Raw genomic sequence first — 13,972 nt, forward strand, 5'->3', positions numbered from 1 at the left:
TGTGCGACCCCCAATATGGAATCAAGTGCGGCATTTCAGACACGCATCAGTAATAGGGAGAGATCAAACCTTCCGATTTGCCTATGAGCGTCACTGACGAGTGCCTGAACGATGACGACCGCCAACCTTTCTCACACAGTTCAACAACTGCCCAACCCTCTTCCCAACTTAGCGCCCAAGCAGGCGAGACAACCGACCACGCCGCCAACCCATGCCCTGTCGTCATCTGACGCCCCCGATAGCCAATTGGCGGCGGCCTATCGAACGGCCCTGCTCAAAACAACGGGCAACGCGGTCCATGACGCGCAGGTCGACGTTGTTGGGCTGCCTCCCAGAGCGCTCTTTTCCCAGTGCTGGTCGCTGTTAGGCCGCGCAATCCAAGGCTCGAAGTTCAGCCAGTGGATGACTCGAGCCGGCGTAGAGCCTGACTCGATGGTGATCACACCGGGAAAGGGGAGAGTTTCGTTCCGGCTTAAAGGTGATCCCAAGCAGGTTGTGCACACACTGGGCCGCCATAACCCGGAGTTTGCTGCCGCAAGTAGTGAAGTCATGGCAATCGCGAAAATCATCACGGCGGGCAACCCAGACGCGAGTTTGAAGCCGCCGTTAAGCCCACGGAGCAATCGTGCGCCGCTTGAAGTGGTAAGACACTTTCAAAGAGAGCCACAAACACCGACTCGCGCCGCCATAGCCGCTCGTACAGCGGAGCTATCGCGCAACAATGCGTTTATCGAACTACCCATGCAGCGTCATGAAGCGTTGCACAGGAGCCGCAGTGAAACAGTGCTTGAACAGCACCATGCGGCCTTGGCTGATATCGATGGCCGATACCGAGTGGGTGGCAAGTTACGAGAGCTGTCTGAACATGTCGAGGCAACAGGCGCCAGTGTCGACATCGCCTCTGAGCTTACGAAGCGCAAAGTCAAAATACCCTTCGATAGCAGCTATCAACCGGACAATGCTGACACAACAAATCGTGTCAGCCTCAAGCAGTATCTGGATGACCACCAACTGGACATCCCCACCCACCTGGAACAGCTGAACAACCTCGCCACCGCATTGATGACGGCCACCCCCCATGCGCCGGCAAACGGTAGTTATTCGGGAGCACTGGGGTGGCCTGCGCCTATCGACTCATCGGTTTTTCAGGCACTCCAGACGGCTATCAACCAAGGCAATGTTGGTGATAGCAACTTCGGCGCCTTCAAGAACGTGCTTGAGTATTTGTTAGATAAACGGCCAGTTTCCGCGTCCGAAGCGCGCGACCCGCGCCACCTGATCGACAACCTGTTGAAGTCGCCCAAGGGCAAAGCGCTCGGCGCCGCCCTTCAAGCTCATTTCCAAGCACAGTCGATCAAGGGCTCCGCCAATGATTGGTTGCTGGCAAGCATGAGCCTGACAAAGGACGAAGCAATCCCCGCGGCTGTCGCAGGCTCGCGCACAGACATCGAGGGGTTTGCATTGATGTCCCCCGACAACGCAGGCAAGACCGCCTCAGCGGTTGTGGCGCAGTTGCACGTCGCGTTGCAATTGAAGGGCAAGGCCAGCACCGCTCAATCGGCCGCCCTTTATGCCACGTTGCTGCTGTCCAGCCGAGCCCCGGAGTTTCTGGTCAAGGACATACCGCCGGTGGTGGTCGTGGGCTCCCACGCCTGGGTCAGCTTTGTCACTGCCGTGGAACGTATCGAAGCGAATGCGCCGGGCGCGACTGCGACGATGAGCTATGCGCAAGTCATGCTTCACGCTGGCATCGCGCCCGTCACGGCGCAGGAACATCGAGTCGAATACCTTGCACAGAATGCGGCGCTCAAGCAGTGGGCGGTGATCAACGGCATGGGCCTGCCAGCGACCGACGACGCGATGCACGCCGTGCGCACTGCGTTCGATGCGCAGATTAAGGAACTGCGTGACGCTTCCAGCGTTTCGCTGACGTCGCCTCCTACGGTCAGGAACCTGGCACTCGAAGCGCTGAAAAAAGCGCTGCCAGCGATGGACCCAACACAGTTCGAAAACAAGTGCATCACGTTGCAACCGGCCTACCGGACCTTTCCTGGCCCTTATTCGGTGCTGGACCTTTACGTGGACAGGCGCGCGTTATCCGCTGAGTTTCCAGGCCCGGCCCATGCCGTAGAACAATTCGGCCAGACACACCTGATGGCAGGCCTGCCCAGCCAGGCTATCTACGAGCATACGCAGCACGTCACCTCCAAAAAAAGTATATGGGTGTCTTCCTCGACTGCCGTCAATGTCAATGAGGTACTCAAAACGCTCAAGACACTCCCCGATATCGCCCAGCCATTCGACAGTGCGTTTTCAACCTTCGCCACAGACGTGGAGAAAGTCACCAAGACTCAAATCAAGCATCTGATTTCAACGCTACCGTTGGAGGACCGCCAGAATCTGGAATACGGCAAAATCACCGTTGCCAAGGAGATGGACCTGGCTAAGACCAACACCCAGCAGCCCAGGCGTTCGCGCACCGCTGAAGGCAGTGTGCTGGTCAAGACGCAGCGCAACGGTCAGGTCCACACCTACGAGATAAATCGTTTAAAGGGCGAAATCATCAGGCGCCGGGACTTGGGGGACTTCCCCACGGGAGAGCGAGACCTGGGCGGTCGTCACGCTTATAAAGCGTTTGAGATCATTACGCCTGACGGGGCGTATACCCCCGGCGTGAGCGATGAGCGCAATGCCGCCACGGGAATTGCCAACAGTTTCAGCAGTGAACGAACCGCCTTTATCGCTGACGCAATCGTCAAGGACCTGGACTTGCCTGCGCTGAAGAAACAAGCCAAGGGGCTGACCACTTTTGACACGGAGCGACCTACCCACGAAGCGGGGGTGGAGTTTGCCCTGAACCTGATCCCCCTTCGGTCATCGATCGTCAAGTTCCAAAAAGGTGATTTGGCCGAAGGCCTCAACGACCTGGGCATGGACATATTCGGCTTTCTGATCGGCGTGGGAACGGCGGCCAAAGCGGGCAAGGCCGCGATGACCGGAGCTTCCGCACTGGGCAAGGCTGCGCAGGTGGCGAAGATTATTGGCCGCACAGCCATTGGGAGCTTGAACCCCGTTAGCGGTATCGATGACCTTGCGCGTGGCGTATGGGCTGGCGCACGCAAGATGGCGGGTGCAGTGCACGAGGGCATCAACTATCTGCGCGGAGCCGCACGCCATGTGGATTTACTGGGTGTGATCAAACGGCACGACATCGCACAGGGTACCTTCAAGTCCGCGCAGGGCATCAGTGAACGCAAGGCCATGGCTCAGTTCGATGAGACTTCCCAGCATTGGTACGCCTATGACGCGCACGAAGCAGGCCTATGGAAAGCCACTGGAGAATTTCGTTGCCGAACACTCAAGCCCTGTTTCCAGCAACGCAAACAGCCTGCTGCATACGGGGTTGTCACAAGACAATGTGGTGAGCATGGGGGGGCGCATGAAGAACGTGAAGTTCATCGGCCCTGAGATCCATACCTTCGAGGACACTTACAAAGGCACCAAACGCCTGAATGTTACCGTGCATGGCGATGCCCCCAGGCCCGGAAACCTGTTTCTCTTCAACGGGACCAAGGCTTACATTGACGATGTGCCCTACGACGCCAAAGGCTTGCTGGCGCTATTGAAAAGTGAAGGTGTGTCGCCTGAGCAATTCGATAATGTCCGTCTGCTGGTGTGCTACGGCGCAAACGGTATCAGCAAGTCATTTGCCAAGGATTTCCAGAAACTCATCAAGCGCCCCGTCAAAGCCTTCGAGGGCGAAGTGATGCTCAACTACGGTTCGACAGCCGTTACGGCGGATCGCATGGAAGTGTTGAAGGAGACCGCCCGTATGTTTCCGAATGCCCAGTCGCAGCACATTCAACGGATGGCGGACTGGAGACTTCGCAAGGAATTCAAGGCTGGCGCTCCCCATGATGTGCTAAAGGAGCATGGCAAAAAAATCATCATCGACGTCACGCCCTTGGAAGGGCTGCCATCCTTCAAAACAGGCCGTATCAACTATCGCCCACGCCATTACTCTTGAGGGTCCAGCTCCCCTGGCTCTGGCTCCTCGATCAGCGGTACCTCTGCATCGTCCATCAGCGATCCAGGGTCTTCATTGCCGGGATCGTTGAGCTCTTCCTCCAGCTCTTCTTGCGCCGCACCTGACATGACAACCTCCTCATGAACCCGGATTGTCCACCTGGATATAAAACGCGTACGCCCCCAGCAACAGCCAGAACACCATGAACAGCCACGGCGCACGCATTGAGAATAGCAGCGACTTGCGATAACCCTTGTGGGAAGACTCGGTCTCGCAGAACAGCGGCGAGTCATCGTAGGCCAGCCCCATCACCGGTTCACTACGCAGCAATTCGCTCTGTTTATAGTGCCAGTGGTCGATGATTTCGTACGCCGCGCGGATGCCGGGCCAGGCGTTCAGCGAGCTGAGAATGCCCAGCAGCACCAGGAACACCGGCACCACCATCGTGAACAGCTTGCCCCACTCCGGGTTCAAGTTGCCCATGCCAGACACAAAGGCGATCACCAGGAAGGATTGCGCCGTGAGGTAGGCATCGGTGCGGTTGGCCAGGATGGTGGTTTCGTATTGGATCTCACGGCGATAGAAGTCGAGGCGGTCTTTGGGCGAGCCGAAGATCTTCGCGTTATGTTCGCTGTGGTCGGTCAGGGCGGCCTCAGGGGTTTGGGGCGAGATGATTCTGGGCACGGTGGTGCTCCACAGAAGGTCGAGTCCTGTTAGAAGAACCGGCGTTGCGTGAAGTTCAGTTAGTTTTCGCACCAATACGGAGCATTGTAGTGAGCGGGCTTGCCCCGCGCTGGGCTGCGCAGCGGCCCCAAAAAACAGGAGCGCTACGCACTCCAGCGCGGGGCAAGCCCGCTCACTACAAAAATAGAGGTTTCGGCACAGGCATTGCTTTATCCATTCACCACTGCCCGCACACAGGAGCATTCGTTACCCCCCGACCCAGAGCCGACCCCATAAGAAAGTAAGGACCAGGCCCGTTGGCACCCTCTGCCACGGCCTTATAAAAATGCGTTTTTTGAAACGGCAGTGCCACCCAAGCGTCCCTCGGCACTGACAAGGTACTGGAATGGCTCGATCTTTCTTTGATGAAATGAATGACGCAAACGGCGCGTGCCGTGCGCACTACCAGGATTTCTCCCGCTGGCTGGCGAATACGCCGCCGGAACTGCTGGCCCAACGGCGTCGCGAGGCCGATTTACTGTTCCACCGCGCAGGAATCACCTTCACCCTCTACGGCGACGAACAGGACACCGAGCGCCTGATCCCCTTCGACATCATCCCCCGCAGCATCCCCGCCAGTGAATGGAGCGTGATCGAACGCGGCTGCATCCAGCGCGTGAATGCGCTGAACATGTTTCTTGCCGATATCTACCACGACCAACGCATCATCAAGGCCGGGATCATTCCGGCAGATCAGGTCCTGGGCAACGAGGGCTATCAAAAGGCAATGGTCGGCCTGGACCTTCACCGCGACATCTACTCGCATATTTCCGGCGTGGACCTGGTACGCGATGGCGACGGCACCTACTACGTGCTTGAAGACAACCTGCGCACCCCCAGCGGCGTGAGCTACATGCTCGAAGACCGCAAGATGATGATGCGCCTGTTCCCCGAGGTATTCGCCAAACAGCGCATTGCGCCGGTGGACCACTACCCCAACCTGCTGCTCAAGACGCTTAAAAGCTCCAGCCGCCTGGACAACCCCAACGTGGTGGTGCTGACCCCTGGCCGCTTCAACAGTGCATTCTTCGAACATGCGTTCCTCGCCCGGGAAATGGGCGTGGAACTGGTGGAAGGCGCCGACCTGTTCGTGCATGACCTCAAGGTATTCATGCGCACCACCGACGGGCCAAAACCGGTGGACGTGATTTACCGGCGTATCGACGACGCCTTCCTCGACCCCAAGGCCTTTAACCCGGAGTCGATGCTCGGCGTACCAGGCTTGGTCGCGGCTTACTGTGCGGGCAACGTGGTGCTGGCCAATGCCATTGGCACCGGCGTGGCCGACGACAAATCCATCTACCCCTATGTGCCGGAAATGATCCGCTTCTACCTGGACGAAGAGCCGGTGCTGCAAAACGTGCCGACCTTCCAATGCCGCAAACCCGATGAGCTGTCCCACGTACTGGCGCACTTGCCGGAGCTGGTGGTCAAGGAAACCCAGGGCTCCGGTGGCTACGGCATGCTGGTGGGGCCGGCCTCAACCGCCGCCGAGATCGAGGACTTCCGCCAACGCATCAAAGCGCGCCCCCATGCGTATATCGCCCAGCCCACGCTGAGCCTGTCCACCTGCCCGACCTTTGTCGAAAACGGCATCGCGCCCCGGCATATCGACCTGCGGCCCTTTGTACTCTCGGGCAAGGAAACCAGATTGGTGCCTGGTGGCCTTACCCGCGTGGCCTTGAAGGAAGGCTCGTTGATCGTCAACTCGTCGCAAGGCGGCGGAACCAAGGACACCTGGGTGGTGGAGGGCTGAGCATGTTGAGTAGAACCGCCGCAGATCTGTACTGGATGTCCCGTTACCTGGAGCGCGCTGAAAACCTGGCGCGCATGCTTGAAGTCAGCTACTCGCTGTCGCTGATGCCCCAGGCCGGGCGCAGTGATGGGCTGGACGAACTGGCAATGTCGTTGCTCAGCAGCGGCACCCTGGACAGCTACCTGGAACGCCATAAGCAACTGGACGCTGAACGCATGCTGCACTTCTTCGCCCTCGACGAAGAAAACCCGGCCAGCATCTACAACTGCCTGCGTGCCGCCCGGGGCAATGCCCACGCGGTACGCGGACGCATCACTGCCGATATGTGGGAGAACCTTAACGCGACCTGGCTGGAAATGCGCAGCATCGCCGCCGGCGGCCTGGCGCGGCATGGCATCAGTCACTTCTGCGATTGGGTCAAGCAGCGTTCACACCTGTTCCGCGGCGCGACCTCCGGCACCATCATGCGTAATGACGCCTATCGGTTTATCCGCCTGGGCACCTTCGTCGAGCGCGCAGACAACACGCTGCGCCTGCTGGATGCACGCTACGAGATGTTTGGCGAGGAGTCGGAAGAAGTCAGCGACTTGTCGGCACGCGGTTACTACCAGTGGAGCGCCCTGCTCCGTGCGCTGTCGTCGTTCGAAGCGTATACCGAGCTATACCCCAATGCATTGAACGCACGCTCGGTGTCCGAGTTACTCCTGTTGCGCAGCGATGTACCGCGTTCGTTGCATGCGTGTATCGAGGAACTGAGCCATATCCTGTCGGATCTTCCCGGCAGTTATGGCCGCGCAGCGCAACGCCTGGCCGCCGAATTCGAGGCGCGGCTGCGGTACACGGGGATTGATGAGATTCTTGAGGATGGCTTGCACAGTCGCCTCACGGACTTTATCGACACCGTGCGTGAACTGGCACGGGCGATACACAGCTCTTACCTGGAAGTGATTTAAGCCACACAGAGAACCAAAAATGTGGGAGCGGGCTTGCTCGCGAATGCAGTGTGTCAGTCAATAGATTCATTGGCTGATTTACCGCATTCGCGAGCAAGCCCGCTCCCACATGGGTTATTGGTGTTTCACCAGCACCGGCTCAGCGCGGTATTGATCGGGAAACAACTTTTTAAGCTGTGCCACTTTAGGCAGGTCATTGATCACGATGTACGGATAGGACGGGTTCTCGGTCAGGAAGTCCTGATGGTAAGACTCCGCTGGGTAGAACGACTTGCCCATTTCGATCCGGGTCACGATGGGTTTATCGAACGACTTGGCGGCGTCCAACTGGGCGATATAGGCCTGGGCGACTTTTTGCTGATCCGCATTCTGCGCAAAGATCGCCGAGCGGTACTGGGTGCCGGTGTCCGGGCCTTGGCGGTTGAGTTCGGTGGGGTTGTGGGCGACTGAGAAGTAGATCTGCAACAGTTTGCCGTAGCTGATCTTGCTGGGGTCGTAGGTGACGGAAACCGACTCGGCGTGGCCGGTATCGCCTGCGCTGACCGATTCATATTGGGCGGTATTCGCCGCGCCACCGTCATAGCCGGAGACGGCGTTTTTCACGCCCTGCACGTGTTGGAACACACCTTGAACGCCCCAGAAGCAACCGCCGGCGAATACCGCGGTTTGCAGGTTGCCCGGGGTGGCGGGCAGGTCCAGCGCCGGGGGGGCGATCACCACGGCGTCGTCGGAAGGGCCGAAGGAGAAGGCGTGGGCTTGGCCAATGAACGCGGTCAACGCAAGCACGGATAACATTTTGAGCAGTTTCATCGATATCACTCCAGAACGCTCCCACACTGATTGGGTTATCAATTCAGAAATGGGTTAGCCAAAGGTGAAGGCGTAGGCCGCCACGTTGGGGTCGAGGAATTCGATGGTGAACGTGCGGTCCTGCACGGCACCCGACTGGCGCACCAGCTGATACAAGCGCTGCTCAGTCACCGTGCCACTGCCATCCGGTGCCACATCCGTACCGTGGGCGTCGCCCGGTGCCTGGCCGTCAATCGTTACCTTGAAACGCACCGGCTTGCCGTCTGCGCCAGGCCCCAGTACCAGGTGCAGGTCACGCGCATGAAAGCGGTAGACGATGCGCCCACCGGCCTGGTCCAGGGTGACTTGCTGGCCACCCACATTCCATTGGCCCTCCAGGGTCCAGTTATTCAGGGCCAGGGGGCCGGACTTGACGAAGTTTTCGGCACGTTGCAAGCCCAGGTAGGTTTCCGGCGACTGCACCTCGTTCAGGTCCGGTGCCTGTTGCACGCCCTTGGCGTCCGCTTCGATCAACCCGCCCGCCACATTTTTAGCGCCGGCCTCACGCAACAATTGCTGGATAACGCGCTCCGACTCGGCGTAATCGCCTTCACCAAAATGGTGATAACGAATCTGGCCCTTGGCGTCGGCAAAGTAATGGGCCGGCCAGTATTGGTTGTTGAACGCGCGCCAGATCTTGTAGTTGTTGTCGATGGCTACCGGGTAGGTGATCCCAAGATCCTTCATGGCCTTGGTGACGTTGTTCACGTCCCGTTCAAAGGCGAATTCCGGCGCGTGTACGCCAATCACTACCAGGCCCTGGTCACGGTACTTCTCGGCCCAGGCTTTGACGTAGGGCAGCGTGCGCAAGCAGTTGATGCAGGAGTAGGTCCAGAAATCCACCAGCACGACCTTGCCCTTGAGCGCTTCGGCAGTCAGTGGCGGGCTGTTGAGCCATTGCACGGCACCGTCCAGCGGCGGCAACGCACCTTCGATCGGCAGCGTGTCACTGCCATGGTTGGCGGCCATCATCATCGCCCCACCCTGCTGGGCCGGCTTGGCGCTCAGGCGATCCACCAGGCTTTGCTCCAGGCCACCGGTCGAAGCCGTCGACAGCCGCGACAACACGCCGGTGTCCAGGCCCAAGGCGATTGCCGCCACACCGGCCAGCATCAATGCACCCAAGCCGCGGCGCAGCCATTCACCGGCGCCGAGGGATTTTTTCATCACACCAAAGACTTTACCGCCGACCAACAGCGCCAGAGCCAGGGAGGTGGCAGCCCCGGCGGCGTACGCCAGCAGGAGCAAGGTAGTACCGATGCTGGCGCCCTGCAGCGCGGCACCGGTCAACACCAGCCCCAGGATGGGCCCGGCGCACGGTGCCCACAGCAACCCGGTGGCCACGCCGATGAGGAACGAAGCGCCCGGACGCGGCTTGGCGTCGGCCCCGGCGGCTTCCGAGAGGCGACTGCCGGCGGCCACCAGGGGACGGGTCAGGCGTTCCGACAGTTGTGGAAACAATAGCGTTAAGCCGAACAGGGCAACGCACAGCAACGCGAGCCAGCGCCCGTATTGATTGACCTGCACCACCCAACCGCCGCCCACCGCCGCCAGCGTGGCCACTAGGGCAAATGTCACCGCCATCCCCGCTAACAGCGGCAAGCCACTGCGCAAAAACGGCTGCCCGGTGCGAGCGAAGACAAAAGGCAGAACAGGCAGGATGCACGGGCTGACGATTGTCAGCACGCCGCCCAGATACGCGAGAACCAGGAGCCACATGGGATCGAACCTTATACGAATGAAAAGACATCGGCTTATGCCGCCGTAAACGTCATGGCCGCGCCATTCATGCAATAGCGTAGGCCGGTGGGCTGCGGGCCGTCGTCGAACACGTGCCCTTGGTGACCGCCGCAACGGCGGCAGTGGATTTCCTTGCGCACCACGCCATAGGAGGTGTCGGTGTGGCTGGCGACGGCGTTGTCCAACGGCTGCCAGAAACTCGGCCAGCCGGTGTGGCTGTTGAACTTGGTGCTTGAGGAAAACAGCGGTAACGCACACCCGGCACAGGCAAACAAGCCGGCGCGGTGTTCGTCGTTGAGCGTGCTGCTGTAGGGCCGTTCGGTGCCCTCCTCGCGCAGGATGGCGTATTGCTCGGCGGTCAACAGGCTGCGCCATTCGGCGTCGGTGTGGTTGACCTCGAAGGTTTCAGCGGCGTCGGCGTCGCTGACCAGGTCGAGCTGCTTGAGCAGGCCACCGGCCAGGACCGCGACACCCAGGCCACCACCGGCTAGCAGTAGTTGTCGACGTGAGTACATGTGTTTCTCCTCGATGCTTGACCGCGCTCTTGTAGTGAGCGGGCTCGCCCCGCGCTGGGCTGCGTAGCGGCCCCAAAAATCTGGGAGCGCTGCGCACTCCAGCGCGGGGCAAGCCCGCTCACTACAACCGCAGCAATGGCGCCATCCTGAGCCCTGTACGGTCGCGGAATCCTCACGCAGAGTTAAACAATTCGTGATAACTACACTGTTGCAAAACCCGCACAATGCGCGAACCACAAGCGAAGGTTTCTCTTACATGGATCAGCCCAAACGAGTCCTGGTGGTCGAGGACGACGCCCACATTGCCGACTTGATCTGCCTGCACCTGCGCGACGAACACTTCGAGGTGGTGCACAGCGCCGACGGCAGCGAAGGCTTGCGCCTGCTGGAGCAAGGCGGTTGGGACGCGCTGATCCTCGACCTGATGCTGCCCGGCGTCGATGGCCTGGAGATCTGCCGCCATGCCCGCGCCATGGCACGCTACACGCCCATCATCATTACCAGCGCCCGCTCCAGCGAAATGCACCGCATCCTCGGCCTGGAACTCGGGGCCGACGATTACCTGGCCAAACCCTTCTCCATGCCCGAACTGGTGGCGCGGGTCAAAGCGCTGCTGCGCCGGGTGGACGCCATGGCACGCAACCTAAAGATGGACGCCGGCAGCCTCGACCTCGGCCAACTGTTCATCAACCCGCTGACCCGCGACGCCACGCTGCAAGGCCAACGCCTGGACCTCACCCCACGTGAATTCGACCTGCTGTACTTCTTCGCCCGCCAGCCGGGCAAAGTGTTCTCGCGGATGGACCTGCTCAACGCGGTGTGGGGCTACAGCCATGAAGGTTATGAGCACACGGTAAACACCCATATCAACCGCCTGCGCGCCAAGGTTGAAGCCGACCCGGCCAACCCGGCGCGCATCCTCACGGTGTGGGGCCGTGGCTACAAGTTTGCCGAGAGCCCGCCATGAAGCTCACCCTCACCCAGCGCCTGTCAGTGGTGTTTGCCGTGTTGCTGGTGATCTGCAGCGGCACCTCGGCATGGCTGCAAGTGCGCTCCAACCGCATGCACGAGTTGGAGGTGGTACAAGGCCTGTCCCGCGACCTGGCTGCGCACATTGCCCGCGATACTCAGTTGATGGATGCCGATGGCCTCAAGCCTGATGCCGTGCGCAACCTGTTCAGCCAACTGATGTTGGTGAACCCGAGTGTCGAGGTGTACCTGCTTGATATCGACGGCCGCGTGGTCGGCAATGCCGCGCCCAGCGGGCACTTGCTGCGTGATCACGTAGACCTGGCACCGATCCGGCGTTTTCTCAGCGGCGCCATGCTGCCGATCCTCGGCGATGACCCGCGCAGCGTCGATGGGCGTAAGGTCTTCAGCGCCGCACCACTCAAGGCCGGCGGCCAGCAAACCGGTTTCCTGTATGTGGTATTGCTGGGCGAAGCCCATGATGCCTATGACGCCAAGGACGCCACCGGCATGGCGCTGAAAATCGCGCTGTGGTCCATCGGCCTGGTCGCCCTGCTCTGCCTGATGGCCGGCCTCATTGCCTTTGCCTGGATCACCCGCCCGCTGCGCCAACTCACCGACAAGGTCGGCCAGTTCGATATCAACGGTGCGCCCAAACCTGCGCAAGCGGTCACGCCCAAGCTCGAAAGCAGCGATGAAATCGCCGTGCTCGACCACGCCTTCGTGCAAATGGAAAACCGCCTGGGCGAACAATGGCGGGCCATCACCCATCAGGACCAGGAGCGTCGGGAAATGGTCGCGAATATTTCCCATGACCTGCGCACGCCATTGGCGTCGTTGCATGGCTATCTGGAAACATTGTCCCTCAAGGATTCGAGCCTGAGCCCTGAAGAACGCCGTCGTTACTTGGGCATCGCCCTGGACCAGAGCCGCAAGGTAGGTGGGTTGGCGCAGTCGCTGCTGGAATTGGTGCGGCTGGAACACGGTTTTGTGCAGCCGGTGATCGAAGGGTTTTCATTGCCGGACCTGGTGCAGGATGTGTTTCAAAAGTTCGAACTGGCCGCCGAGGCTCGCGTCATTACCCTCACCGCTACCCTGCCGCCACAGGTGCCGACGGTGTATGCCGACTTGGGGTTGATTGAGCGGGTGCTGACCAACTTGCTGGACAACGCCTTGCGCCATACGCCGATGAGTGGCGAGGTTGAAGTCATCCTGTCGCCCGGTACGGATGGCGTGACCGTCACGGTCAGCGACAGCGGCCCGGGCATCGATGCCGAGCTGCGCGAAGGCTTGTTCCTGCGCGCCTTCACCATCGGCGGTGCACGGCGCGACGGTGGCCTGGGCTTGCGTATCGTGCATCGCATCCTGCAATTGCACGGGCGCAGTATTGAGTTGGTTGATCGCCCTGGGCGCGGTGCTACGTTTGCGTTCTCGCTAGAAAGTCGAGCAACAACGCGTTGACCTGTGCACCTTGCTCGTTCTGGATCCAGTGACCGCAGTTGGCCAACACATGCTGCTCCAGGTTGGGCACTGAGTGGGGCATGCGCTTGAGGGTGTGGGCTTCAAACACGCCCACCGGGTCGCGGTCGCCAATCAGGAACAACGTGGGTTGCAGCACTTGCTTGCCGGCAAGGAACTCGGTGTGTTGCCAATTGCGTTCGAAGTTGCGGTACCAGTTCAACGGCCCGCGAAAACCGTGTTCGGTAAAGGTCTGTACATACACGTCCAGATCCTGCTGCGTACACCAATCGGGCAGTTCGCCCGGCGGCGCAACGCCTTCAAGCAAGGTTGCGCTGGCCGGTTTGTGTTGCAGGAATACATCCTGATCCTGCATGAACAGCCGCAGGGTGCGTTCGATGTCGGCGTCCAACTCCTGCTCGGCCACGCCTTGTTCCTGGAAGTACAGAATGTAGTTGAAGCGATCCGCGTACAGCTCGCGCATGATCTCGATCACTGGCCGCCGTGCCCTTCCGGCGAACGGCACCGACATGGTTACCAATAAGGCGACGCGGTCGGGCTCAAGCAGCGCTAGGTGCCAAGCCACTACGGCTCCCCAGTCATGCCCCACCATGGTCACCCGACGGTGGCCCAATTGGTCCATGGCGGCCTGGATGTCGGCGCAAAGCGTCAGCAGGTCATAATCGCCCACGGCAGGTGGCGAACTGGATTGACCGTAACCGCGCATCTCTGGGGCCAATACCCGGTAGCCTGCCTGGGCCAATGCCGGGATTTGTTCGCGCCAGGAATGCCAGCATTCGGGGAAGCCGTGTAGTAACCAAAGAGGTGGGCCGGCCTCGGGGCCAGCGGTGTGCACGCTTAGGGAAATGCCGTTAACCATAAGCTGCAGTTGTCGAATCACATCCATCATGGCTCCTGATTTAGGCCTCTGTGTTCAGCATGATGGCTTGATTGTGCTTGAACCACCTCCATTGCTTTACGG

Annotated in this window: 12 protein-coding genes; 6 read left to right on the top strand and 6 right to left on the bottom strand. The window is 60.1% G+C overall.

What is annotated here, in order from left to right:
- The first annotated feature begins 111 nt into the window (after positions 1-111).
- Positions 112-3,468, top strand: a complete 3,357-nt coding sequence (locus tag HF257_RS19705) for a hypothetical protein (protein ID WP_185706228.1) — start codon at positions 112-114, stop codon at positions 3,466-3,468.
- Positions 3,440-4,027: a hypothetical protein gene (locus tag HF257_RS19710; RefSeq protein WP_185706230.1), complete on the top strand. Its 588-nt coding sequence runs from the start codon at positions 3,440-3,442 to the stop codon at positions 4,025-4,027. Before HF257_RS19705 ends, HF257_RS19710 begins: the two co-directional genes overlap by 29 nt.
- On the opposite strand, the gene HF257_RS19715 is transcribed toward HF257_RS19710, so the two are convergent.
- Both HF257_RS19715 and HF257_RS19720 read right to left on the bottom strand, forming a co-directional pair.
- Positions 4,018-4,155: a hypothetical protein gene (locus tag HF257_RS19715; protein WP_185706232.1), complete on the bottom strand. Its 138-nt coding sequence runs from the start codon at positions 4,153-4,155 to the stop codon at positions 4,018-4,020. The genes HF257_RS19710 and HF257_RS19715 overlap by 10 nt on opposite strands.
- 10 nt (positions 4,156-4,165) lie before the next feature.
- Positions 4,166-4,711 carry a hypothetical protein gene (locus tag HF257_RS19720; RefSeq protein ID WP_185706234.1) on the bottom strand — a complete coding sequence of 182 codons (546 nt, stop codon included), beginning with the start codon at positions 4,709-4,711 and terminating at the stop codon, positions 4,166-4,168.
- Between the two features lie 385 nt (positions 4,712-5,096).
- Between HF257_RS19720 and HF257_RS19725 the strand changes: the two genes are divergently transcribed.
- Complete coding sequence (locus HF257_RS19725) at positions 5,097-6,506, top strand: circularly permuted type 2 ATP-grasp protein (RefSeq protein WP_185706236.1); 1,410 nt, start codon at positions 5,097-5,099, stop codon at positions 6,504-6,506.
- Between the two features lie 2 nt (positions 6,507-6,508).
- Positions 6,509-7,459: an alpha-E domain-containing protein gene (locus HF257_RS19730; protein ID WP_185706238.1), complete on the top strand. Its 951-nt coding sequence runs from the start codon at positions 6,509-6,511 to the stop codon at positions 7,457-7,459.
- A gap of 114 nt (positions 7,460-7,573) precedes the next feature.
- Here HF257_RS19730 and msrA read toward each other — a convergent pair whose 3' ends face one another.
- Genes msrA through msrB form a run of 3 tightly spaced genes read right to left on the bottom strand, consistent with a single transcriptional unit; the run spans position 7,574 to position 10,563 of the window.
- Positions 7,574-8,269: a peptide-methionine (S)-S-oxide reductase MsrA gene (gene msrA / locus HF257_RS19735; RefSeq protein WP_185706240.1), complete on the bottom strand. Its 696-nt coding sequence runs from the start codon at positions 8,267-8,269 to the stop codon at positions 7,574-7,576.
- 54 nt (positions 8,270-8,323) lie between these two features.
- Entirely contained in the window at positions 8,324-10,027 is a 1,704-nt protein-coding gene (locus HF257_RS19740; protein WP_185706242.1) for a cytochrome c biogenesis protein DipZ, read from the bottom strand.
- A gap of 35 nt (positions 10,028-10,062) precedes the next feature.
- Positions 10,063-10,563 (bottom strand): peptide-methionine (R)-S-oxide reductase MsrB, encoded by a 501-nt coding sequence (gene msrB / locus HF257_RS19745; RefSeq protein ID WP_185706244.1) that lies wholly within the window; start codon positions 10,561-10,563, stop codon positions 10,063-10,065.
- Between the two features lie 256 nt (positions 10,564-10,819).
- Between msrB and HF257_RS19750 the strand changes: the two genes are divergently transcribed.
- Both HF257_RS19750 and HF257_RS19755 read left to right on the top strand, forming a co-directional pair.
- The gene (locus HF257_RS19750) at positions 10,820-11,530 is read left to right on the top strand and encodes a response regulator transcription factor (protein WP_185706246.1); all 711 of its coding nucleotides are present in this window, start codon (positions 10,820-10,822) and stop codon (positions 11,528-11,530) included.
- Positions 11,527-12,993 carry a sensor histidine kinase gene (locus tag HF257_RS19755; RefSeq protein WP_185706248.1) on the top strand — a complete coding sequence of 489 codons (1,467 nt, stop codon included), beginning with the start codon at positions 11,527-11,529 and terminating at the stop codon, positions 12,991-12,993. The genes HF257_RS19750 and HF257_RS19755 overlap by 4 nt, the downstream gene beginning before the upstream one ends.
- On the opposite strand, the gene HF257_RS19760 is transcribed toward HF257_RS19755, so the two are convergent.
- Complete coding sequence (locus HF257_RS19760; RefSeq protein ID WP_185706250.1) at positions 12,950-13,897, bottom strand: alpha/beta fold hydrolase; 948 nt, start codon at positions 13,895-13,897, stop codon at positions 12,950-12,952. The two genes, HF257_RS19755 and HF257_RS19760, sit on opposite strands and share 44 nt — an antisense overlap.
- Positions 13,898-13,972 lie beyond the last annotated feature (75 nt).

It is taken from the genome of Pseudomonas cremoris (assembly GCF_014230465.1).